The sequence below is a fragment of the Desulforamulus hydrothermalis Lam5 = DSM 18033 genome (assembly GCF_000315365.1).
Taxonomy (GTDB): Bacteria; Bacillota; Desulfotomaculia; order Desulfotomaculales; family Desulfotomaculaceae; genus Desulfotomaculum; species Desulfotomaculum hydrothermale.
In genome coordinates, this window is record NZ_CAOS01000003.1 from 297,627 (window position 1) to 320,011 (window position 22,385).

Below are 22,385 nucleotides of genomic sequence, written 5' to 3' on the forward strand. Positions count from 1 at the left end.
AAGATTTATTAAATCTGTCAAAAAACCGGCAACCCTTTAGTGATAAAGTAAAATTAAGTTACTTTAATAAATCACCCTAAGTCAGTTCTTGCCACCAAGTTGGCAAATATAATTAAAAAATTAAATTAAGCTGCTTTAACAAAGTAACTGCAACACCACAGCACCCGGCAGACGGCTTAATAATACCTGCATCTCGATTAAATTAAGGCAATATTAAAAATAATTTTGCTGTTTTTTCTTATTTGTATTAATTGCCAAGGCTGTTCAAAAAATAAATTTATGGTATAGTAAGTAAAGGATAGTGAACATTGTCACAAATAGCAAGGGGGTGGTGACACCGTGAAAAAATGGAAAATACAATTGTGCAAAGCTGCTGCCGGCCCGGCTTGGCTTCCTATTGCTGTTTCATGTTTGTTAATGGTGCTCTTAAGTTGTTGTTCCTGGCTGTTTATGGCCGCCCCGAAAAGGCTGTTTAAAACCATTACAGCAACCGGCTGTCCCGTTATGGCGCAGAGAAAAATGATTGCCAAATCTTAAACAGTAAAATATAATTTGGGCTAAATCAATGGTTTCCGCGGGATATTTTTATGTTTGTGAAGGGAGATTACAAGTAACATAGAATTATATAAAGTAATAACTTGTCATCAGAAAGGGTGTACTAAATGGAAGAAAATAAAGAATTTGAGTTAAACTTATCCGAGGAAACCTTGCAACAACTGGAGGAATACGCTGCTGAAAAGGGCACCACACCGGAAGATGTGGCTGAATACATTATTTATGAATTCTTGCGCAATCAAATTCATGTTATTGAAAAGCGTTCCCAAGAGACAGGAGTCCCGGTTAATGAATTAATCAGTATGCAGTTCGGCAGAATTTTAACTTACCTGAGAGATCAAAAGCATTAATAGGTGAACCGGTTGCAAATTGACGTGCAAACCTTCCTTTACTGAAAAAGCAACCCCCCGGGAGGATAAATCTGTCTTCACCTCCCGGGGGTGTTTTTTATAAAAAGCTGCGGCTGAACATCCTGGCTTTTTCCTCGTCGAATAAATCATCAATTTCTTCAAAGCCTAACTTTTTTAATAATGCCAATACATACTTGTTGTCTGCCGGTGTTAGGCTGTTAGCCTGTTCACCATAACGGTTTACCAATTCGGTACCCCGGGCAGGGTCAATTAATACATGGGGACCACCCACACATCCTCCGACACAGCCCATACCTTCATAAAAATTAGCTATAATTTTACCGTCCAGGGCATCCTGCAGCAGTTGTTTGCATTCTTTCACTCCGTGTGCTTGGACAGCTTTAATTTGAATCTGTTTGTCCGGCCTGATGCGTTTCAAAGTATCCGCCACCGCTTTACTAACACCGCCGGTTCGGGCATAAATGCGACCACCGGTGGAGGAATGTTCTTTTTCATCTGCCACCATTGCTGCCGGGTCGATGCCAACCGCTTCAAATATTTGCTGCAATTCTTTAAAAGTGATTACCACATCCACAGCATCCCGCACATCCGGTTCCTTGGCCTCAGCTTTTTTGGCAATGCAAGGCCCGATAAAAACCACCTTGGCATCCGGGTGCAGCTTCTTAACCGACCGGCCGCAGGCCACCATCGGGGAAACCGACGGTGTAATGTGGGATGACAAACGGGTATATACTTTTTTTACCATCGATACCCACATGGGACAACACATGCTGGTTAGCACAAAATCTCCGGATTTTTGTACATGGGCATCAAATTCCAGGGCTTCCCGGAAAGTCAGAATGTCAGCAAACAAAGCCACTTCGACCATACCGTAAAAGCCCAGTCTTTTAAGAGCAGCTCGCAGCTGACCGGGAGAAACTTCCTCCCCAAACTGCCCGATAAAAGCCGGTGCTATGATGGCATACACAGGCACTTTGCGGTTTTTAAGGATTTCGACCAGTGGTATGAATTCTTTTCTGTCCACCAGGCAATCGTGTTGGCAAACCTCCACACACTGACCGCAATCTGTACAATGGCTGCCCCGGATCACCACATGCCCCTGCTCATCCCGTTCAATGGCCCCCATCAGGCAAGATACCTGGCAGCCTTCGTCTTCGCAGCCGCAGCTGCAATCTCTTACCTTATAAACAACCCTGTCCGGGTCACCGCCACCGACTGCATATTGGATGTACTTTTCTACATCCCCATCCCCCTGCTTTTTCAGTTTGGCAATGCCCTCATCTAACTTACCGTCATAAGCAGATTTTACCAGGTCTTTGAAAATTTGATCATATGTTAACTTTGTCACTGCAGCCTCCTGAATTTATATTTTTTTCTATTTTCCCCGCAAACCAAAAAGACTATGACTGGTATGTCATAGCCAGACTGTAGACAAAGGAAAGTCAAGGTGGTTTAATGATCCTTATTTAAGTTTGCTGCCGTCCCCCACTTGAATTATTTTTTAGCCTTACGGCTGCTTGGTTTTGCTCTGCTGCCTGCTGCTTTTTCCGGTACAGGTTTGGCTTGCTTGGGTGGTTGCTCAAGCAAACCTTTTTTGGCATTTATCAGCATAACACCGCTTCTGTATAGAAAATACAGCAAAGCCATCCAGGAAGTTACCTGATGCAGCACCGCCAACATGGTCATAAACCAGGTGGTTTGACTGGGCAAACCTATGGCATAGCCAAACCACAGGCATAAAACGCCGATAGCCAACCGCCAGGCCAGGAGCATCCATTTCAGTTGATCTTCTGCCAAGTTGCCTTGTTCCCACTGCCACTGCACCAGGCCAAACAACAATGTAAGCACAATAAATATTATGGTAAAAGTTAAACGTTTGTTTCTGATGTCCCTGGCCAGCTCATTCATCTTAAAAGCTCACTCCAACTTCGAGTTTTTTACCATTATAGCACACAATCGGCCTACTGGATATATCTTCTAAGGATTACCCAAACCTGTATCCAATTTCCCCCTCACTTCACAGCCGGATAAATCCTGGTTTTCGTGAATCAGGTTAAGGAACTCCTTGGCTGTCCGGTTGGCAAATTTGAGGTTGTTGGCCACCACGGCAAGGAACAATAATGCATGCATGTAGTAAGCCCCGGTAAGTTTTTCGTGCCATTTATCTACAAAGTCGCTTAATTCCTGCCAAAAGGCATCGTCCACCGGATAATGGCGAGCCGGCTTGCCTTCAAACAAGGCCTGGCGCAGCTCTCTGTTTAACCTGGCAAAATCTTTGTTGCCATGTTGCAGCATGGCTAAAATTGCTGCAAACTCCGGGCTGATGTCCGGGTTACCCATTTGCTGCCGCCAGTTAATACGATCGATGGTGGTGTTATAAATATCCTTGCTTTTATGGTAAAGGTTAGCATTAAAATCAATATATTTTTCAATCAGTTGATCTTGCCAGGGATAGGGGGTTTTATCCTGACCTAATTGCTCTTTCCATAATTCCAGGTATAAACGGCTTTCACTGAGCAGGCTTTTTACTTCCTGCCGTCTCTGCATGTACTCTGCCTCGGGCATTAACTTTATTTGGATAAACCCTTCTGCCAGTGTGCAGAAAAAGTCTGCCGTAACTTCATTAAGTCTTTGCAAGCTGCAAAGCAACCGATCCCGGTAGTGGGGCGGTGCCACTAAACCGTTAACCACCATACCTACGCCCAGGCCGATAAAAATTACCAGACTGCGGTAGAGGGCTTCGCTGATAAAAGCTTCCTCCGGCGAACTTAAGATAATAACCATCGGGATCAAGGCCATTACTACATCACTAAAGCCCAGTTTTAAGGTCAGCCAAATTACCAGCGGCGTAGCCATTCCCATGGCCAAGGGCCCCGGTGCCCACAAATAACCCAACACCAGTCCCACGGCCAGCCCGAGAATGTGCACTGCTATTTGTTCTATGGCATTTCTAAACGACCTGCGGAGAGAGGGCTGTACATTAACAATGGCAGTTACCGCAGCCACTACCGCATTCAGGTTCCATTGATGAGCCAAAAAGAAAGACAGCGATACAGCTATGGCTGTCTTAATCATTCTGGCTCCGAAGGGCATCTTCAATCTCAACTTTTTTAACCTACCCATCAGCATCCCCTTTGATCAAAATTGTTTACCAGGACATGGCTATGGTGGCTGCACTTACACCTGCTACATAACCCGATGACCAGGCCCACTGCAGATTATAACCGCCGCAATCACCGTCAATATCCATAATTTCACCTGCAAAAAACAGTCCCGGCATGATATGCGACTCCATGGTACGCGGGTTAATATCCCTCACGTCAATACCGCCGGCTGTAACCTGAGCGGCCGTCCAGGTGTTAGTACCTGTCACTGCAAAGCGCCAATCCTGTAAAATATTTAAGATTTTTTCCCGTTCAGCGGCAGTTACTTCTGACACTTTTTTTTGGACATCTTGAATACCGGCCTGTTTTAACATAACCGGAGCCAGTTGTTTGTTGATAAAGCCTACAAAACTAAAAGCCAGGGGTTTACCGGGGTTTGCCTGAAACCGCCGGCTAAGAAACTCTGCCAGCTGCTCCCTTGACAAATGATTAAGCATACATACTTTAAGGTGTACCCGGTGCCCTTTTTGCAGCCACCGGGCTGCCGTACGGCTGAGATCAAAGATAGGCGGGCCGGATATGCCATATTCGGTAAACAGAATCTCTCCTTCAGCCCTGGCCATAGTTTTGTCTTGAACAATTACCTCGGCTTCACCGTTAATTTTAATTCCTTTAATTTGCTTAAGCCAGGGCTCAGCCAGCTTTAACTGGACCAAAGAGGGCAGCGGTTCCACCAGGCGATGCCCCAGTCTTACAGCCAGTTGGTAAGCACTGCCCGTGGAACCCAGCTGGGGGGCAGCTTTTCCTCCGGTGGCTAGAATAACCCTGTGTCCAAAATAACGTTGTCCCCCTTTTACCACCACTTCAAAACCCTTGTCTGATTTATTGATTGCCTGAACTTCTGACTCAACCGCCGTGTTTACCCCCAGCTCTGCCAGTTCGTACCGCAACACATCTAAAATACTGGAAGCTTGGTTGGAAAAGGGAAACACCTTACCTTTTTCTTCAACCTTATGATATATGCCTAACTGTTCAAAAAATGCAATGGTTTGTAAATTATTAAACTGCCGCAAAGCAGCCAAAGCAAATTTAGGGTAACTGCCATGAAAATGGGATATATGCATATCCATATTGGTGAAATTGCATCTGCCGTTACCGGTAGCCAAAATCTTTTTGCCCACCCGGTTGTTCTTTTCTAAAACGGTTACCTTGCCGCCATGCCGGGCGGCTGCAACAGCCGCCAGCAGACCGGCTGCTCCACCGCCCACAATAATAATTTGCAGGGTAGTTTTATTGTTCATGATTGCCGTCTCCCAGAGGTTTATATTTAGCTGCCACAGCCTCAGCCACCCGAATGCCATCCACTGCCGCTGAAACAATTCCGCCGGCATAGCCGGCCCCTTCGCCCGCCGGATACAAGCCGGCAATATTGGCTTGCCGGTGTTCATTTCTCTCAATGCGAACCGGTGAAGAACTCCTGGTTTCAACCCCGGTGAGTATCGCGTCCGGTAAAGCAAAACCCTTTAACTTTTTATCAAACTCCACAATGGCTTCTTTTAGGGTTTCCACCACATAATGGGGCAGGCAATGCTTTAACTCGGCCAGGGTAACAGCTTGACGATAAGAGGGCACCACTTGACCGATAGTGCGGGATGGCCTGTCATGCAGAAAGTCACCTACCAGCTGGGCCGGTGCGTTATAGTTGCTGCCTGCCAGTACAAATGCTTGTCTTTCCCAACGCCGTTGAAACTCCACACCGGCCAGCGGGTGATCACTGCCAAAATCCTCCGGTGTCACCCCCACCAGCAGGGCACTGTTGGCATTGGGAGCATTTCTGGCATGTTCACTCATGCCATTGGTAACCACGCCGCCTTCTTCCGAAGCAGCTGCTACCACCAGGCCGCCCGGACACATGCAAAAGGTGTAAGCCGAACGCCCGTTGGACGAATGATAGGCTAATTTATATTCCGCCGGCCCCAGCCTGGGATGGCGGGCAAACTGCTTATACTGGGCCCGGTCAATCAACTCCTGGGGATGCTCAATTCTTACGCCAATAGAAAAGGCTTTGGGAGATATCTTAACTCCCTTATTATAAAGCATGGCAAAGGTATCCCGGGCGCTGTGTCCGATGGCTAAAATTACTGCTTGCGAGTCAATTACTTCCCGCTCATTAACCACCACCCCGGTAACCGTCCCCTGTTGCACCAATAAATCAGTTACCTTGGCTTGAAAACGCACCTCACCACCCAGACTGATGATGCGCTGCCGGATGTTTTTAACTACCACTCGCAAAATATCTGTTCCCACATGGGGCTTGTGGGAATACATGATTTCAGGCGGTGCACCGGCCGCCACCATTTCCTCCAGCACTTTGCGGCAGCGCAAATCCCTGATCAGGGTGGTTAGTTTACCATCCGAAAAAGTACCGGCACCACCTTCCCCAAACTGCACATTGCACTCGGTGTCCAGTTTGCCGCCGGACCAAAAGTTTTTTACCGCCTCGGTGCGCCGATCCACGTCAGCTCCCCGTTCCAGCAGCAGAGGGCGGTAACCCATAGCAGCCAAAATCAGACCGGCAAACAAACCCGCCGGGCCGGTGCCAATAATGACAGGCCGGTTTTGCAGGGGCAATGTACCTGGTTTGACATATTCATATTTTAAATTAGGCGTGCGCAACACATCTTTATCACCGGCCAACCTGCTTAAAACTTTATCCTCACCGACCACTTCAGCATCTACCGTATATACAAAAAAAATCCTGTCCTTTTTTCTGGCATCCACCGATCTTTTGAAAATAGTGTATTTAATTAATTCCTTTTCCTTTATTTTTAATTTATTAAGTAAACTTTTCCGGATTTCTGTTTCGTCCTGATCCAAGGTTAATTTAATGCCGGAAACTCTTATCATGCGCCATTTCCTTTCCTGTTGTATCTATCTGTAATTTTACACGAATATTAAAGCAATAATTCCTATACCAACAGACATAGCATACTTTTTCTGATGGCGGCCGGTTTATCTGCACCAAATACATATTTAATATTGGTTGCAATTAATTATTTAGGTTAGTTATTTCAAAAATAATGTTTAATATAAATATTTTTAATTGTTAATTGGCTGTGTTGAATTGTAGGTATTTTTGGAATATAATTCATATATAGTTAGTTAATAAAAGGAGGTGCCGTCTATGCAAAAATTCTGCGAGAAAATCAATGAGGAAATTACTATCGAACCTAAGATGGACTATGAAACAGGTCAAAAACAAGTTGGGTGGTTGTTCTTTACCTGTTACAACTTTTACCGGAAATGTAAAGGCGCTTGCCCTCAGCAAGAATACTTAATAAAAGATAAAAAATAACCGCCTGCATCTTTCCTTCTAATAAAACCAGGGCCATGGCACTTATCGGACCGGCCCTGGTTTTGGTTTATTTCGGCTGCCAAACTGCCATATATAAACAGGCTGCCGGGCTTAGTTCCACCCTTTGCCGGCAACTGAATCCCTGCTGCTGCATGGCGGACAACAAATCATCCGCCTTTAACCTTTCTTCCAGGGGCGGCCCCATTTCTGTAAAGGTGTTGTTCCATTCCACTATGCCGATCCGGGCCCCCGGCCGCATAACCCGCCGGCATTCCTTGAGCATTGCCGCCAGATCGGGTACTTCGTGGGCCACCATCACCATAGTTACACAATCCACACTGGCATCCGGCAAACTGATATAATCCGGGGCAGTTAAAACCCAGGCAATATTCTTCAGAGCAAGTTGTTTACTGCGCGCTAATGCCTCTACCAGCATGGTCTCCTGAATATCCAACCCGTAAACAAAGCCTCCGGGACCTACTCGCCGGGCTGCCGGCAAAGTCAGGTAACCAATGCCACAGCCCACATCCAGCATCACTTCCCCTTCCCTCACCTGTAACAGCTGCAATACTTGATCGGGAGGTATCAGCTCTTTACGGCGTGGATTATCTAATTTTGCCATTTTCCTGGTATCAAAAACATGACCCATCAATTTCACATCCCTTTTCTGTTGGTCTGCCTGGCAGCCAAGGTATATCGGCAGTCTGAAGGGACAGGAAAACCTGTCCCTAGAGTGTCGCCAAACATTATCGGTGGTTTATGATCCCCTTTGTCTACAGTCTGAGGGACAGGAAAACCTGTCCCTTATTCTTCGGCCGATTTTTTCATTTTTTCTATGGCCTGCTGGTTAGAAATAACCATCTTGGCAATGTCTTTGGCCGATTGGGAGGACCGTTCAGCCAGTTTTCTTACTTCCTGGGCTACCACCGCAAAGGTGCGGCCGTGATCTCCCGCCCTGGCCGCTTCAATAGAGGCATTAAGGGACAGCATGTTGGTTTGCTCAGCAATATCATCTATAATCTCAGCCACCGAACCAATGTCTTGCTGGAAAGCAATTAACTGCTGCAGTTGGTCTAAAATGTAGTTTTCAATGGCCAGCTGCATATCCAAGTTAAGCCTTTTTAAAAAGGCCGTCAACGCCTCGGCATAAGCTTCTGTGCAACTGCCGTGATGATCAGTCAGGATGCGCTGGATTTCAGCGTTATAAATTTGATATGACCCTAAATACCATTTGGGGTATAAACCTATTTGCTGATGCTTCTTGCCGATGGCCAGTCTTCTGTTAATGTAATTTTCATCAACCGGATCACACAAAGAAATAAAATATTGCTTCTGGGTCTCCTTTAACCGCTCTACCGTACTGTATTTGGCAATCAGTTCCTTTAAATAAGGAAACTTTAGCACATGCCGGTAAAAATTATCTACTGTCCGGTCTGCTTCTCTGGTGAACAAATCCTTATGAGCAGCCATAATTTGTTCTTCCCGTTCGGTGATATCCAGATAGGCCAGTTGAGCCTGCCGTTTTGCCAGCTTGACAGCTTGGTTGGTCAATTGGTTCAACCCGCATCCCCCTTCAGGTTGTAATTAATATTATGGCAATAATTCTCCGTTTTACCTGTTATTCCTTTAAAAATTTATCCGGACTGTTTTTTATCAGCCTCTCTTTTCCCTGGTCACCGGGCCGGTAGTATACGGTTCCCTGCAGCTCATCGGGCATATACTGCTGTGCCACATAATGGCCCGGAAAGTCATGGGGATATCGGTACCCTGTATGCCCTAATGATTTAGCACCCTGATAGTGGGTATCTCTCAGATGAGGCGGTACCCTGCCGATTTTCTTGTTTTTTACATCCGCCAGGGCACTGTCAACGGCACAGAGAACACTGTTGCTTTTGGGCGCCGTGGCCAGGTAGATAATGCACTGGGCAATGGGGATACGGGCTTCCGGCATGCCCACGGTTTCCAGGGCGTGCCAGGCCGCCTGGGCTATAAGCATAGCTTGTGGGTCAGCCATACCGATATCTTCCGCCGCATGCACCATTAAGCGGCGCACGATAAAACGCTGATCCTCACCCGCCACAGTCATGCGGGCATAATAATGCAGTGCCGCATCCGGGTCTGAGCCACGGATACTTTTGATAAAAGCGGATATAACATCGTAGTGGTTATCGCCTGTTTTATCATAACGGATGTATCTTTGCTGGGCAGAGTCCTCTGCCACCTCCAGGGTAATATGGCGGAAGCCGTCTTCAGCCGGCGCCGTTGATAAAACTGCCAGCTCCAGGGCATTCAAAAGGTTGCGGGCATCGCCCCCGGACATATTAATAAAGTGCCGGGCAGCTTCCTCAGCCAGTTTTACTTTGTACATCCCCAGCCCCTTTATTTCATCAGTCAGCGCGCGCTGCAACAACCGGCGCAAATCATCCTCCGTCAGCTCTTGCAGCTGAAAAATGCGGGAACGACTCAACAGAGCGCCGTTTAGCGCAAAATAAGGGTTTTCTGTGGTGGCACCGACCAGGATAACTTCACCTTTCTCCACCGCTTCCAGCAAGCAATCCTGCTGGGCCCCTCGTTTTAAGGCATGTATCTCATCTATAAAAAACATAGTTTTTTTGCCATAGTAGTTCAGATTATCCCTGGCCCTCTGAATTTCTGTTCTGATCTCTGCCACCCCGGCTGCCACAGCATTTACTTTAACAAAATTGGCTGCCGTCATTTCTGAAATAACGGTTGCCAGAGTTGTTTTGCCCGGTTCCCGGCGGGCCATAAAGTATAACCGATCCCAACTTGTCTGCTTCAATGGCCCGCCGCAACAGCTTGCCTCTGCCCACGATATGTTCCTGGCCGATAAATTCATCCAGGGTCCGTGGCCGCATCCTCTCTGCCAGGGGCGCCACCTGCCGGTTAATGCCGGATGAACTGAATAAGTCCACGTCCCTCACCTCAAAAACTAATATAATTCTTAACAAAATTAAGATATATCTTATCAAATAATGCTAAAGCTGTAAATTTTATTGCTGCTTCCTTTGTTACACAGACGCAGCCAGGATATACCCTATACAAGTACCATTGGGTAACGTAAAATATAATTTAGGATACTAAATAAAGCCGGTGTTAAAAATGTTGAATGTTTTTTTTACTTGTACAGGTTTTATTAACCGCCATGTGATTAAACTGCTGGTTGGGGTAATCTGTTTTTCTGCCTGGTTTGGGTATTATTATCCAGGGGTCGGGCAAAGGCTGCAGCCCTTCTCGCCGGCCTGTTTGTTTGTCATGCTTTATCCTATGATGATTGGCTTAGAATTTGGGGAGCTGAGACAGGCTTTAGCAAAATTAAAGGTAATTACCCTGGCCATCGGTGTTAATTTTACCATCTCACCCCTGCTGGCATATTTTCTGGCCAAGACCTTTTTAAATGCTTACCCCGATTTTGCCGTAGGGCTTATTTTAATTGGCACGGTTCCCTGTGCCGGCATGGTTATCACCTGGACCGGCATGTCCCGGGGCAGTATTCCGGTGGCCTTATTAGTTACCACATTTAGATAGTTGATAGGAATTTTTTTAATTCCTTTGTGGATGACACTGCTGGCAGGAAAATATGTGCCCATTGACCCGCTGCAAATGATGCAAACAGTGATTACCATCATTGTTCTTCCCATGGTGTTGGGAACAATAACCAGGTTTTTTCTTCTTAAAAAATACGGTTGGGATTTATTTAGGCAAATTAAACCAAATTTCCCGGCCCTGGCTTCCCTTGGCATGTACGTTTTATTTTTCATCTCGTTATCCGCTCAGGCACAGCAACTAATTAAGCACCCGGATTATCTTTTGAAGTTAGTTATACCGGCACTATTTTTTTACCCGTTGCTTTTTACCCTCTCAGCAGGACTGTCTCGTCTGCTCAGCCTGGATTATCAGGATATGGCAGCTGTTTCTTTTAGCATTGCCGGCAAAAACCTGGCCATTTCGCTGGCCATTGCGGTGCTGTTCTTTTCACCTCTTACGGTGGTAGTGGTAGCCATTATGCCCCTGGTGCAGGTGATATTTATGGCCTCTTATTACAAGCTGTCCCATCGCATCCAGACGTTATGGTCTCAATTGCCTCGCAAACAGTAAACCAGAGCTGCCATATCAGTTCACAAAAAAACACCCCGGCAGAGGGGTGTTGAGTAGTTTTTATGCCTCTGATTTTTTTGCTGCTTTGGTCATGGTAATACCCAAACCTATACAGATGTAGTAAATGGCGAAACCGTACCAAAGTGTATAGAACAAGTAGAATACCAGCATGAAGGTCATAATGCCTTTGTTGTCTTTAACAAACTTGGTTTCCACGCCGTAGTAATTATAAGCCGGTTCAATAACCTTCTTTTGATAGGTTTGCAGGTAGATGGATTCCTTAAATTGCTGCTTCTTTTCTAAATCTTTGGCAATGGCTTTGGTTATGCTGTACCAGCGGTTGGTAGCATCCCTGGGGTCTGTATTGTACTTGGCCTGCACAATATCCCCCTTGTTCTCGTACATAGCTTTGCAATCCTCCGAAATGTTGGCCAGTAACTTACCCAGGTCGCTTTTAAGAGCAATTTTAGCTTTATCAACCTTAACTTCCGCTCCCTCTGCTTTTTGCAGGGCAGCCGCCCATCGGCCGGCCTGGGCTTCATCCTTGCATGTCAGGTTAACTTCAACAGTTGTGCCGCGCCATTTCTCTGCCTTGTTTATTTCACTAAATACAACCGCCTGGGCTGAACCTTTGGAGATGGAGTTAAACATATCATCGGCAAACTCCAGGCCGTTTCTGCCGTTACCAAAGGAAGGACTCATCATATAAATGTAGATACCGCAGAAGGACAACAACATCAAGATGCCAATCCAAAAGGCTTTGCTATCTCTGATCATTAATGGCTCACTCCTTTCCCTTCTGTTACAGCCTTGCCGGCGGTTTCCGCCCGCAGGGTAGGAATACCGCGGATAAAGCTGATAATGATCCAACCGGCGAAGATAATTACCAGACCAAAGAAGATCCAGGCGCCGATGTCGGCCAGTAATTTACCGGTGTTGGGAGTCATCTTAATATATCCCATTTGACCCATTTTTTCCGGCAAAGCAAACGCCCGGTTGACAAAACCAGCCAGGATGGCGATGGCATAAAAGGCTCGGATATAAATGCCCGGTACCACTTTAGTGGTAGCTGCACCTATCTGGATGCCCAACAGCGAGCCTACCAGCATACCCATGGCCAGGGTGTAGAAAATATAGCCATAGATGGCGTACTGGGCTATGGAACTATAACCGGCAGTAAAGATAATCTGCAGGATATCGGTACCCACAGTGGTAAAGGAAGAAACACCCAAGCCGTAAACAAACATCGGGAAGGTTACAAAACCGCCGCCCACACCCATGATGGCCGCCAGGAAACCGGTAACACAACCGCAGACAGCCACAAACCAGGCAGAAATCTTACGCCCGCCGGGTGTAATATCTTCGTCAAACTTAATCATAGGAGCCAGGTTAATGCTCTGCAGCTTAACCGCCAACTTGGTCATGCCTACCGGACCGCCGTGGGCATCTCCTTTAGCTGCCTTGGCCGCCTTGCCCCGGGTAGTGATAAAGTCGTACAGAGAGTAGAAGCCCAGGAAGCCTAAAATCACCACATAAACGGTACTGATCACAAAGTCGCTTAAGACCGGGTTAGCGTTGAACAACGCACGGTTTAATGAACCGCCGCCGGTTACACCGATACCGGAGCCAATTAAGAAAGCAATGGCCAGAGATACGTTAACGTTACCCAGCTTTTTATGAATAACGGTTCCCATAATAGCCTTGGCAAAAATATGAAACTGGTCGGTACCCACAGCCAAAATACCCTTAACGCCCAGGCTCATCAGGGCAGGGGTAATCACAAAGCCGCCGCCGGCCCCGATACAACCGGTTATTAAGCCGGCACAAACACCGACTGCCATTGATCCGTAAAACATAAACGGTGTATAGTGGGAGGGACCAAAACTGCTTTTACCGCCCAGGAAAGACGGCAGGTCAGCAGCATGGCCGATGGCCGGAATAAGCAAAGGCAGCAGCATGATAAACAAAATCAGCAGGTGTTTTCTGCTTCTGACAATATTGTTGCACATTTCTATTTCCCACCTGGCGTGAGCACGGGAGGCACTCATCAGTGCTTCATACAATCCTCTCATGCGGGCAACCCCCTTCAATCTGTTTTAGTTAAAAAAGGTGCTTTTAAATAACTCTCAGTAATGACAAAACAATGTTTTTTCTGTTCTAAAACTATTGATTAGTTCTTAATACGATGATAAAATAAGTTTGTGCAAATAAATTTGTGTTGACAAAATTACTTTATTTTTGGGTATCACCCCCTTGCTGTGGTATATGGGCTGCCACGGCTATTTGTTTTTATAACCCCTGGCATAACTGCCCGAAGATTAATTCCCCATGAACATTATTGCCCCTGTATAATGAAAGTACACAGGTATATTAATGGGTATAAACTCTTTCTTTTTTAAATGCTGACTACTTGACTGACTTTTTAAAACAAAAACCTGGTCATTTATTTAGCTAACTTAAACATTTGCATTAATGTTTTCCGGTAATCAAACTTTAAGTTGCCTTTATTTTGCCTTCTATATTTTGTGCAAATATTAGCAAAGTGGTTTTATTTATGCAAGTGCTTTTTTGCACAAAAGCAAAAATTTTTGATCGTGCAAGTTTCTCACTAAAGAATGTTTATTAATCAGCAAAATTTCACTTTTGACATTTACTCTTTGTCATTTTGATTTATGAACCAAAGGGCCGGTCCGGCACTTATATCGCAGCAGTTCAAAACAAAAACACCCCCGCAGGGGTGTTTTTCGATTATGCTTCTTGCTTTTTAGCTGCTTTGCTCATGGTAATACCCAGTCCTTGACACAGGTAGTAAATGGCAAAACCGTACCACAAGGTGTAGATGAGATAGAATACCATCATAAAAGTCATGACGCCGGTGTTATCTCTTACTTGTTTAGCTTCCACACCATAGTAATTATAGGAAGGCTCAATGACTTTTTTCTGGAATTGGGTAATCGCAACCGACTCTTTAAACCGCTCCTGTTTTTCTAAGTCTTTAATAACCGCTTTTGTAATGCTGTACCAGCGGTTGGTGGCATCCCTGGGGTCAGTGCCGTATTTCTGTTGCACGGCCTCACCGTTATTATCAAACATATTGGCACAGTCTTCAGCAATATTGGCTAATAAGTTGCCCAGGTCGGTTTTCACTTTCACCTTGATGCCGTCAACACTCACCTGTGCACCGTCTACCTTTTGCAGGGCGGCCGACCATCTGTCAGCCTGTGCTTCATCTTTGCACGGCAAAGTAACATCAATTTCCGTTCCGTGCCACTTGTCAATTTTTTTAACTTCTCCTTGGATTACATCATTAACGGAACCCTTAGAGATTGAGTTAAACATGTCATCGGCAAACTCCAAACCGTTTCTGCCATTACCAAATGAAGGGCTCATCATATATGCGTATATTCCCAGGAAGGAAAGCATCATCAGCAGCCCGATAAAAAAGGCTTTACTGTCTCTTATCATTAATGGCTCACTCCTTTCCCGCCGGAAGCCATGGCACCCTTTGCAGTCTCGGCCCGCAGGGTGGGAATACCCTTAATAAAGCTCAGAGTAATCCAACCGGCAAACAAAATTACCAAGCCGAAGAAGATCCAGGCGCCGATATCAGCCAGCAATTTGCCTGTGGCTGCGTCCATCTGGATATATCCCATCTGCACCAATTTTTCCGGCAAAGCAAAGGCCCTGTTGACAAAACCGGCCAGAATGGCTATAGCGTAAAAAGCACGGATGTAGATGCCGGAAACCACTTTGGTGGTGGCGGCACCGATTTGAATGCCCAGCAGTGAACCCACCAGCATACCCATAGCCAGAGTGTAGAAAATGTAGCCATAGATGGCATACTGAGCAATGGAGCTGTACCCGGCAGTGAAGATGATCTGCAGAATATCAGTACCAACGGTAGTGAAAGAAGATACTCCAAGACCGTATACAAACATGGGGAAGGTCAGGAAGCCGCCGCCCACGCCCATAATGGCTGCCGCAAAACCAACAATGGCACCGCAAACAGCCACGAACCAGCCGGAAATTTTACGGCCGCCAGGAGTGATGTCTTCATCAAACTTAACCATGGGAGCCAGATTAATACTTTGCAGTTTGACAGCCAGCTTGGTCATGCCCACCGGTCCGCCGTGGGCATCGCCGCCCTTTTGATGCCTGGTTTTAATGAAATCGTAAAGAGAGTAGAAACCCAGAAAACCTAGCATCACTACATAAACCAGACTGATGACAAAATCACTCAACACCGGGTTGGCATTAAACAGCGCCCGGTTTAAAGTCCCGCCGGCGGTCACACCTAAACCGGAACCCACCAGGAAGGCAATGGCCAGAGGAACGTTAACGTTACCCAGTTTCTTGTGAATAACCGTACCCATGATAGCCTTGGCAAAAATATGGAACTGGTCGGTACCTACCGCCAAAATACCCTTAACACCCAGGCTCATCAAAGCAGGGGTAATCACAAAGCCGCCGCCGGCCCCGATACATCCGGTAATCAGGCCGGCACAAACACCAACCGCCATTGATCCGTAAAACATGGTGGGGTTATAGTGGGAAGGCCCGAAGGCACTCTTACCGCCGATAAAAGCAGGTAAGTTGGCCGCCTGACCAATGGCAGGAATAATCAAAGGAAGCATCATAATTGCTAAAATTAATAAATGTTTCCTGTTTCTGATAATATTATTGGACATTTCCAGTTCCCATTTGGCATGGGCCCTGGAGGCGGACATTAAGGCTTCATACAATCCGCGCATCTGGGCAACCCCCTTTAAACAAGTCTGTAAAGCATTTTTTTTAAAATTTTTTCTCTGCGGTAATGACAAAAATTTTCTAAATTATTTGCCTGAATGTATTGAATGTTGATTTTAAAAGTGCTAAGATCAAAATGAAAAGCAGGTAAATTGTGTTGACAAAATTACTTTTTTACATCTCACCCCCTTGATACGGTGTGTTCATTGCGTTGAGAATTTGTGTTTTAATCATCTCAAGCTGTAAATGGCCTGAGATTATTTCCGGCGAGTAATGGTAATCTACATATAAATTAATTGGCGGTATTTTAAGCTGGTCAGTTAAGTTGCGAAAACGATCGGTATTGACAGTCAGCCCGTAATCCAAACCTGGTTCCGGCCATCTGTCAATTACCCAAGCGGTGGTATGTTTTGTCTGTTTCTTTTGCTTGAGGTTTTCCTCATTAATGTAGTAATTAAAAACCTGATCATTGTCATTGTAGCTGTAAGTAACCAAATCCTCACACTGGTTGGATTTAATAACATTATCTGCTTTTTTGCGAATTTGTGTTTCTCTGGTTAATTTACCCAGCAAGACATCAGCCTTAATAGTTTCTAAACCGGCCGACACTCTTGCCAGTTTGGCCTGTAATTCTTTAATTTTCCCTTCGCTCAACTGGCTGAAGCGGGTAACTTGAAAAAACAGGCGGTTACCGTGTTTTACACTTCCCTTTTTTAAGGCGTTTTGTATTTCCCCCGGCACTTCCGCCGCAACTTTTGCTACCGGTAAGGAAGTGTCAGCAAGCATATTTGTTTCATCCAAAACAATAAACCGAGCAGCCGTTTTATTGCGCAGCCTTTTCACCAATGTTTGCAGTTGCGCCGGAACATCACGCCACTCATCAGCGTATTCAAAATCAACCGGCACGCCGCAGCAATCACAGGCTATCAGCGCAAATATTTCCTTGCGGTAATTCTGGGGCATAAAAATATTTCCGGTCATATCAACTTCAAAGGAGTTGCCTTCAAAAACAGCTTTAAATAAGTGGATGACTCCTACTTTGTGAATGTTATCATTACCACCGGCATCAAAAAGCCTGGTTGACAACAAGACTCCTTTAGTCCTGTCTTGACCCAAAAGTTTCATCGCGTTATAAAATTGCAGGCTGGTCGCAGCAGTCAGGCCCAAATTTTGGCAAACCTCTTGAACCGGTTTGTCAATTTCTGCCGCTGTAATGGCTTTTACAATCAGCGCTTCCGCCAACCCGTAGTTTGCCTCGCCAAAAAGCCGGAACAGCGCTTCTTTGAGGGGTGAATTATTGATTTGTTTTTTAACTTCATGGATCTGAGAAGTTATGTTGAGAGAAAGAGACAGCCCGGGTTCTTTTGCCTGGGTCTCAATTTCATTGTGTAATTTTCTCAAGCTGGCAATTAAATATTTAATCCTTTCAGCGGACAAGTTATCCACGCTGCCGAAATTAGCAATAACCCGCTGTTTAACTTTACCGTCCTGGCGGTAGTTCTCAATTAATTTTACATATACATATTCTTTGCCGTTTTTCTTGGTGGTTATCTTGCGAAAAAACACAACCTTCACCCCCCAGACCAAAGAATTGGCAATTGATTAACTATTAAACCTTAACAGAAAAAACATTCTTTTATGACAATAAATATGTTTTCAATTAATTAACATAATAGCTTTGTCATTTACCGTTTGCGGTTATGCTACCAAAAGGTTTTTTTTATTGCAAGAGATTTTTTACTCCAAAATAAAAAATATTTTTTGTTGGTAAGGTTTTATCATTACTAAAACCTTAAAAAGTCTTGTTATGCAAGCAGTGACATTATTTTGTTGTCATTACTGATTTTACAATAAAAAGGAATACTTTTTATTGTAAAAAATATATTGGAGAAATTGTTTTTCTGGCAATAAATTGTTGTTCTTTATTAATGCAATGTTAATTTGCCAAATAAGCCCTTGGGTCTTGACATAATTTTTTATTTTTATCTAACATAAAGCAAACCTGCCGTCGTGAGGCTCTCCGACAGCAGGTTTGCTTGTTTTGGCCATACTTTTATCTGTTATCCTCCACCAGTTTCTTCAGTAACCTGCCAAAATCCGTGGTAACAGTATAATAGTCCGTCCAGGGGATTACGTGATCATAACCGTATACCCGGGGACGGTCGCCCAATAATATATTAATGGTTTGGCAACCCAGGTTTTTTAATCGTTTCACTTGTTCCTTCACCATCCTGGTTTCCGGGCCGGGATTAGGGTTGCCGTCCGCGATGACAATTAACACTTTTTGCACCAAAGGCCTGCCTTCCGCCATCAGACGCAAAGCAGCATATTTTAAAGCAGTTCCTTCCGGCGTGGTGCCCTCTGCGCCGGTCATGCCGATGCGGGACTTGTTGGTGGAAGCAGGGGTATATAACTCATACATGTTCACCGCCCCCTTCAAATTAAAACCAAATACCCAGGTTTGTACCGAATCAAGCGGCTCCAGGGCCTCCACAAACAGCGCCGCCAGGTTGCGGGCCAACTGCATCCTGGACAGACCTTCCCCGGCGGGATATACCATGGAAGCGCTGGTATCCACCAGCAGGCCGATATCCAGTTTGCGGGTACGGGTATCAATAATTTCTGTGCGGTGAAATATTTTATTGGAGAACCTGGCCTGGTAAAGAGCATCCTGGTCCAGTTCGCCGCTGGGGAGGTGGTACCGGTTGATCACCTGGCGGGTATTGGCCCAGCTTAAACGGTTTCTTAACCTGATAACAAAAGGCTTAACCACGCTGCGCGCTTGCTCATACCTGGCAGCGGCTGCTTCATCTGTTAACGGGCGGCGAAAAACCACCATTGGCGGCGGGGGCGGCGGGTAATCCGGGTCCAGGCCCGCCTCCATTAGTTCGCTGAGATTAGCAACCTGCAATTGTTCCTGCCGCATGTTTTGAATCAAGTTTTGCAGCTGGCTGGGAATATTGGTCTTATTATTGTTATTTGCAGTGCCAGGCTCCCCCTGGTGCTTTCCCCGTTTATTGTAATCAAGCAAAGAACTGGGCAGTGAATAAGCAATATCGTGCTGGATCAGATTGCCAAAAAGCTCCTCATATATTTTCCTGGCCACTGACCGGGTATTAAGTTTTCTTAGTCGCTCCGGATTATCAATAAATATCATTTTTTGCAGCATGGCCGCCACCTGGTTTACCCGTCCTACCTTCGCAACATAGTTTTTGGTAGACCTCATAACCAGCAAAAATTCTGTAGCACGCAAATTCAGTTCATTTTCCATCAAATTTTGTTTTGGTTGATGGGCCCATTTTTCAGGTTGCAGGTCAAATTCATAGCGGCGGTACTTCCAAAAATAACCGGCATAACCTGGATAATACAAACCGGTCAAGTGTTCCACATAGGTGTCTTCCACCACATTACGGATTACGGCCATAAACGGATTGCCGGGCATTTCAGTATAATACTCCGGCGAGCTGAACTGGGCATGGGCAGCTTCGTGCAGGGCCATACCGGTTAACACATCTACAATATCCGGCAATAAATAACCCCTGGGCGGATTAAACAAAGGTTCCGCGCTGAGAGCAATTTGTTTAGCGGCAAAGTCGGTGCGGGTTTCCTGGGAACTGAAATTAACTGTAAATTTGTTTCGTCCATGTACAATATCCACCACCCGGGCCACCGCCCCTAATATTGCAGTCAGGGCCATGGCCTGGGCATCCGTATCTTCCGAGGCCAGTAGTTTATGGCTGAACAGAGCGTAGGGCTGCCCTTGGGTCTTTGAATTATGGTCCAACCCCCGGCCGCTTAACCAAAAATCAGACAAGCTTTTGTTTTGCCAAGCAGTTATCGCAGACTGATCTGCTGTGCTCACTCTTTTCCCTCCCAGCTTCTCAGGCTGTTGCCAACCGGCTTATTTTAAATAGGCCTGGATTACCTGCAACACTGTAGTTTGTTCGCTATCCACACCGCCTTCCGGCGAGAAACGGTTAACAAAGGTGTATTTGAGGGCAGTCTGCAGCGGTTGTCCCCTGCTTATCAATGCCGAAGCAGCAATGGCGGGACGGAATCCGGTGGGACGGCTAAGGCTTTCTTCATGGTACAGGCTGTTAAGTTTATGAGTAATCCTGGCCAGCAGCAAGGCATGCTGCGGCGTGGCACCATAGACCTTGTCCAGCAGATCAGCCATCACTTCCACCGGTGGCAGGGTAAGCTGAATTGTTTCAAATCGGTCTTCCACCGCCGTATCTTCCATAAAGGTACCGGTATGGCTGCGGCCCCGGTTTTCGGTAGCAATAAAAATACAACGGGGATGCACCGTAATGTATTGTTTGGTTTCTTCAATATAAACTTCCCGGTTGTGGTCTAAAATGGTGTAAATAGAGTTATGAATATCGGGAGTTACCCGGTTAAATTCATCCAGTGCCACGATACCCGGCTGCTGAATGGCTGCAACAAACTGGGACTGAACAAAAACCGTTTGCCCGCCAATAAATTCCCAATGCCCGAACCAATCCCTGGGCGTCCGGACGGCACCCACATTAACCCGGTGAAAAGGCAGGTTATGCGCCCGGGCCAGCCGCTTGGTAAGTTCTGTTTTACCCGTACCGGGATCGCCGGTAAGCATAACATTAATGCCGGAAAACATTAAATCCTGTATTACAGACAATTTTTCAGGATCAACCCAAAAATCAGGCAAACTTTCCACATTTTTTCCCCATTGCTCTGTCATAATACAACCCCCATGTTTGTGTGATATATCATACTTCTACAAGTTTTCTTACATACCCTCTATTGTTAGAAAAATGCAAGAAATACAGGAGAATTTCCAATAAAACAGGATTTTCCATGCCAACGGCGAACTTAGTTAAAGTAACGGGTTAACGGGGGTTCCTAAGGTGACTGACCATTTTCTTCATCAGAAGTATATTTATTGGAAATATAAAGGCCGGTGGTGCATCGCCAAGGTGCAAATGAGCCCCGTCGCAGATAAAGTATATCTTTACATCTGGCAGTTGGACGGCACTTATGTGGGTATGACGGCAGGCAAACGCCCGGAAACCGTACTGCAGTCCCAGGGTTATCAGATGTGGGTTGAGGAAGGTTGTCCGAATCTGAAAAGCCTGTTGGACCAAAGGATTAAGAACAAGCAGGAACAGGTTGAGCTGTTTTAATTTTAACCTGGACGGGTCGGACAAGATGCAAATTATTTTTACAACAGGGAATAATGTCCAAAGGGACTAATATAAGCCAAGTTACATTTAGGAGGAATTTTATCATGACCCAAGAAGCAAAGTTTGATGTTATCCAGGAGTACGGCAGCACTGCCTATAGCCCGGATTTCGGCGCCTGGGCAGATCTCAATTATGAAGAAAACGGCCGGGAATTTTCCCGTACCACCATGGTTTTGGTTCACCCTGCCTGGACCGAACCCCTGGAAATGGCTGCCGGGGAATACTCGCCGCCCAGTTGGGCCTATGACCCTGAATCAGACATGTACTTACTGTTGGTGAAATGGCAAAACGGCGTCCGCCTGCCCATTGCCTTTCATAAGGAGGCAGCCGGCAAACTGCTGTTTGACGAATATGTTAAAAATCCCTTTGATATTATGATCTCCAATAAAAAAATAGCCGGCGATATTGAGCAGGACGACAGTTTGCGCATGCATGTGTTATGGGATGTTAAATTCAGCAAATCCCCCCAGGCTGCCTGGCCGGAATAATTTAGCAACCCGGCAGACAGCTGCCGGGTTTGGTTTTTCATATACTTTTTTCCGAAGGGGTATAATATAACAAAAACCAGAGGTGTTTATCCATGTCCTTACCCCCTGACGAAAAATTCCTGATGAGTTATTTTGCCTCGGTAAATGCAGCAGCCCGGGCAGCCCAAGATTTAACCGAAGCAGGCTTCCGGCTTCCCTATATTAACTCCCTGGCGGCCAATTACCCCACTGATGTTTTTAACCAGTCGATCCACCCGGATCTCAGCGGGGGTACCCTGTCTGACCTGGACTATAATTATGCCGTTCCTTTTATACAACCGCCTGCGGACAAGCTGCAGCAAGCCTTTGCCATTGTTCATCAACACGGTGGTAAAATATGACCGATCTAAGACAGAAAGACGTCATGCCTAAACAAAAGGCGGCGTCTT

Annotated in this window: 20 protein-coding genes and 2 pseudogenes; 7 read left to right on the forward strand and 15 right to left on the reverse strand. The window is 45.8% G+C overall.

All coding sequences use genetic code 11. The features are described 5' to 3' along the window. Window positions 1–339: 339 nt before the first annotated feature. Both DESHY_RS02500 and DESHY_RS02505 read left to right on the forward strand, forming a co-directional pair. Window positions 340–537 (forward strand): hypothetical protein, encoded by a 198-nt coding sequence (locus DESHY_RS02500; protein WP_048817811.1) that lies wholly within the window; start codon window positions 340–342, stop codon window positions 535–537. 125 nt (window positions 538–662) lie between these two features. Next, window positions 663–905 (forward strand): hypothetical protein, encoded by a 243-nt coding sequence (locus DESHY_RS02505; protein ID WP_008410182.1) that lies wholly within the window; start codon window positions 663–665, stop codon window positions 903–905. A 97-nt stretch (window positions 906–1,002) separates the two neighbouring features. On the opposite strand, the gene DESHY_RS02510 is transcribed toward DESHY_RS02505, so the two are convergent. From DESHY_RS02510 to DESHY_RS02530, 5 genes are all read right to left on the reverse strand, one after another. Beyond that, entirely contained in the window at window positions 1,003–2,274 is a 1,272-nt protein-coding gene (locus DESHY_RS02510) for a [Fe-Fe] hydrogenase large subunit C-terminal domain-containing protein (protein WP_008410184.1), read from the reverse strand. A 146-nt stretch (window positions 2,275–2,420) separates the two neighbouring features. After that, complete coding sequence (locus DESHY_RS02515; RefSeq protein ID WP_008410186.1) at window positions 2,421–2,834, reverse strand: hypothetical protein; 414 nt, start codon at window positions 2,832–2,834, stop codon at window positions 2,421–2,423. A gap of 69 nt (window positions 2,835–2,903) precedes the next feature. Continuing rightward, window positions 2,904–4,049, reverse strand: coding sequence for an FUSC family protein (locus tag DESHY_RS02520; protein ID WP_008410188.1), 1,146 nt, complete (start codon window positions 4,047–4,049; stop codon window positions 2,904–2,906). Window positions 4,050–4,074: 25 nt separating this feature from the next. After that, window positions 4,075–5,331 carry a BaiN/RdsA family NAD(P)/FAD-dependent oxidoreductase gene (locus tag DESHY_RS02525; RefSeq protein ID WP_008410189.1) on the reverse strand — a complete coding sequence of 419 codons (1,257 nt, stop codon included), beginning with the start codon at window positions 5,329–5,331 and terminating at the stop codon, window positions 4,075–4,077. Next, window positions 5,321–6,937 (reverse strand): NAD(P)/FAD-dependent oxidoreductase, encoded by a 1,617-nt coding sequence (locus tag DESHY_RS02530; RefSeq protein WP_008410191.1) that lies wholly within the window; start codon window positions 6,935–6,937, stop codon window positions 5,321–5,323. The genes DESHY_RS02525 and DESHY_RS02530 overlap by 11 nt, the downstream gene beginning before the upstream one ends. A gap of 277 nt (window positions 6,938–7,214) precedes the next feature. On the opposite strand from DESHY_RS02530, the gene DESHY_RS14210 reads away from it, so the two are divergent. Next, window positions 7,215–7,385, forward strand: coding sequence for a hypothetical protein (locus tag DESHY_RS14210; RefSeq protein ID WP_008410193.1), 171 nt, complete (start codon window positions 7,215–7,217; stop codon window positions 7,383–7,385). Window positions 7,386–7,452: 67 nt separating this feature from the next. Here the strand turns inward: DESHY_RS14210 and DESHY_RS02535 are convergent, their stop codons facing one another. From DESHY_RS02535 to DESHY_RS02545, 3 genes and pseudogenes are all read right to left on the reverse strand, one after another. Then, complete coding sequence (locus DESHY_RS02535) at window positions 7,453–8,034, reverse strand: class I SAM-dependent methyltransferase (RefSeq protein WP_008410194.1); 582 nt, start codon at window positions 8,032–8,034, stop codon at window positions 7,453–7,455. A gap of 155 nt (window positions 8,035–8,189) precedes the next feature. Continuing rightward, window positions 8,190–8,945: a globin-coupled sensor protein gene (locus DESHY_RS14670; RefSeq protein ID WP_008410195.1), complete on the reverse strand. Its 756-nt coding sequence runs from the start codon at window positions 8,943–8,945 to the stop codon at window positions 8,190–8,192. Window positions 8,946–9,003: 58 nt separating this feature from the next. Further along, a pseudogene (locus tag DESHY_RS02545) lies at window positions 9,004–10,318 on the reverse strand (replication-associated recombination protein A). A gap of 340 nt (window positions 10,319–10,658) precedes the next feature. On the opposite strand from DESHY_RS02545, the pseudogene DESHY_RS02555 reads away from it, so the two are divergent. Continuing rightward, window positions 10,659–11,501: pseudogene (locus DESHY_RS02555) on the forward strand (arsenic resistance protein). Window positions 11,502–11,561: 60 nt separating this feature from the next. Here DESHY_RS02555 and DESHY_RS02560 read toward each other — a convergent pair. The 7 genes from DESHY_RS02560 to DESHY_RS02590 all read right to left on the reverse strand — a co-directional run bounded on the left by DESHY_RS02560 (window position 11,562) and on the right by DESHY_RS02590 (window position 20,967). Next, window positions 11,562–12,278: a hypothetical protein gene (locus DESHY_RS02560; RefSeq protein ID WP_008410200.1), complete on the reverse strand. Its 717-nt coding sequence runs from the start codon at window positions 12,276–12,278 to the stop codon at window positions 11,562–11,564. After that, complete coding sequence (locus DESHY_RS02565; RefSeq protein WP_008410201.1) at window positions 12,278–13,573, reverse strand: sulfite exporter TauE/SafE family protein; 1,296 nt, start codon at window positions 13,571–13,573, stop codon at window positions 12,278–12,280. Before DESHY_RS02565 ends, DESHY_RS02560 begins: the two co-directional genes overlap by 1 nt. Before the next feature lie 676 nt (window positions 13,574–14,249). Continuing rightward, a complete protein-coding gene (locus DESHY_RS02570) occupies window positions 14,250–14,966 on the reverse strand; it encodes a hypothetical protein (protein WP_008410202.1) in 717 nt (238 codons plus the stop codon). Next, on the reverse strand, window positions 14,966–16,252 hold the full coding sequence (locus tag DESHY_RS02575) for a sulfite exporter TauE/SafE family protein (RefSeq protein ID WP_008410204.1): 1,287 nt from the start codon (window positions 16,250–16,252) through the stop codon (window positions 14,966–14,968). Before DESHY_RS02575 ends, DESHY_RS02570 begins: the two co-directional genes overlap by 1 nt. Window positions 16,253–16,421: 169 nt before the next feature. Next, window positions 16,422–17,813, reverse strand: a complete 1,392-nt coding sequence (locus tag DESHY_RS02580; RefSeq protein ID WP_008410205.1) for a hypothetical protein — start codon at window positions 17,811–17,813, stop codon at window positions 16,422–16,424. A gap of 487 nt (window positions 17,814–18,300) precedes the next feature. Beyond that, window positions 18,301–20,109 carry a vWA domain-containing protein gene (locus tag DESHY_RS02585; protein ID WP_008410206.1) on the reverse strand — a complete coding sequence of 603 codons (1,809 nt, stop codon included), beginning with the start codon at window positions 20,107–20,109 and terminating at the stop codon, window positions 18,301–18,303. Between the two features lie 39 nt (window positions 20,110–20,148). After that, window positions 20,149–20,967 (reverse strand): AAA family ATPase, encoded by an 819-nt coding sequence (locus DESHY_RS02590; RefSeq protein WP_008410208.1) that lies wholly within the window; start codon window positions 20,965–20,967, stop codon window positions 20,149–20,151. Between the two features lie 166 nt (window positions 20,968–21,133). Here DESHY_RS02590 and DESHY_RS02595 point away from each other — a divergent pair, with 166 nt between their 5' ends. The 3 genes from DESHY_RS02595 to DESHY_RS02605 all read left to right on the forward strand — a co-directional run bounded on the left by DESHY_RS02595 (window position 21,134) and on the right by DESHY_RS02605 (window position 22,337). Continuing rightward, window positions 21,134–21,409: a hypothetical protein gene (locus tag DESHY_RS02595; protein WP_008410209.1), complete on the forward strand. Its 276-nt coding sequence runs from the start codon at window positions 21,134–21,136 to the stop codon at window positions 21,407–21,409. 104 nt (window positions 21,410–21,513) lie between these two features. Continuing rightward, window positions 21,514–21,957, forward strand: a complete 444-nt coding sequence (locus DESHY_RS02600; RefSeq protein WP_008410210.1) for a hypothetical protein — start codon at window positions 21,514–21,516, stop codon at window positions 21,955–21,957. A 92-nt stretch (window positions 21,958–22,049) separates the two neighbouring features. Continuing rightward, complete coding sequence (locus tag DESHY_RS02605) at window positions 22,050–22,337, forward strand: hypothetical protein (protein WP_008410211.1); 288 nt, start codon at window positions 22,050–22,052, stop codon at window positions 22,335–22,337. Window positions 22,338–22,385: the final 48 nt, after the last annotated feature.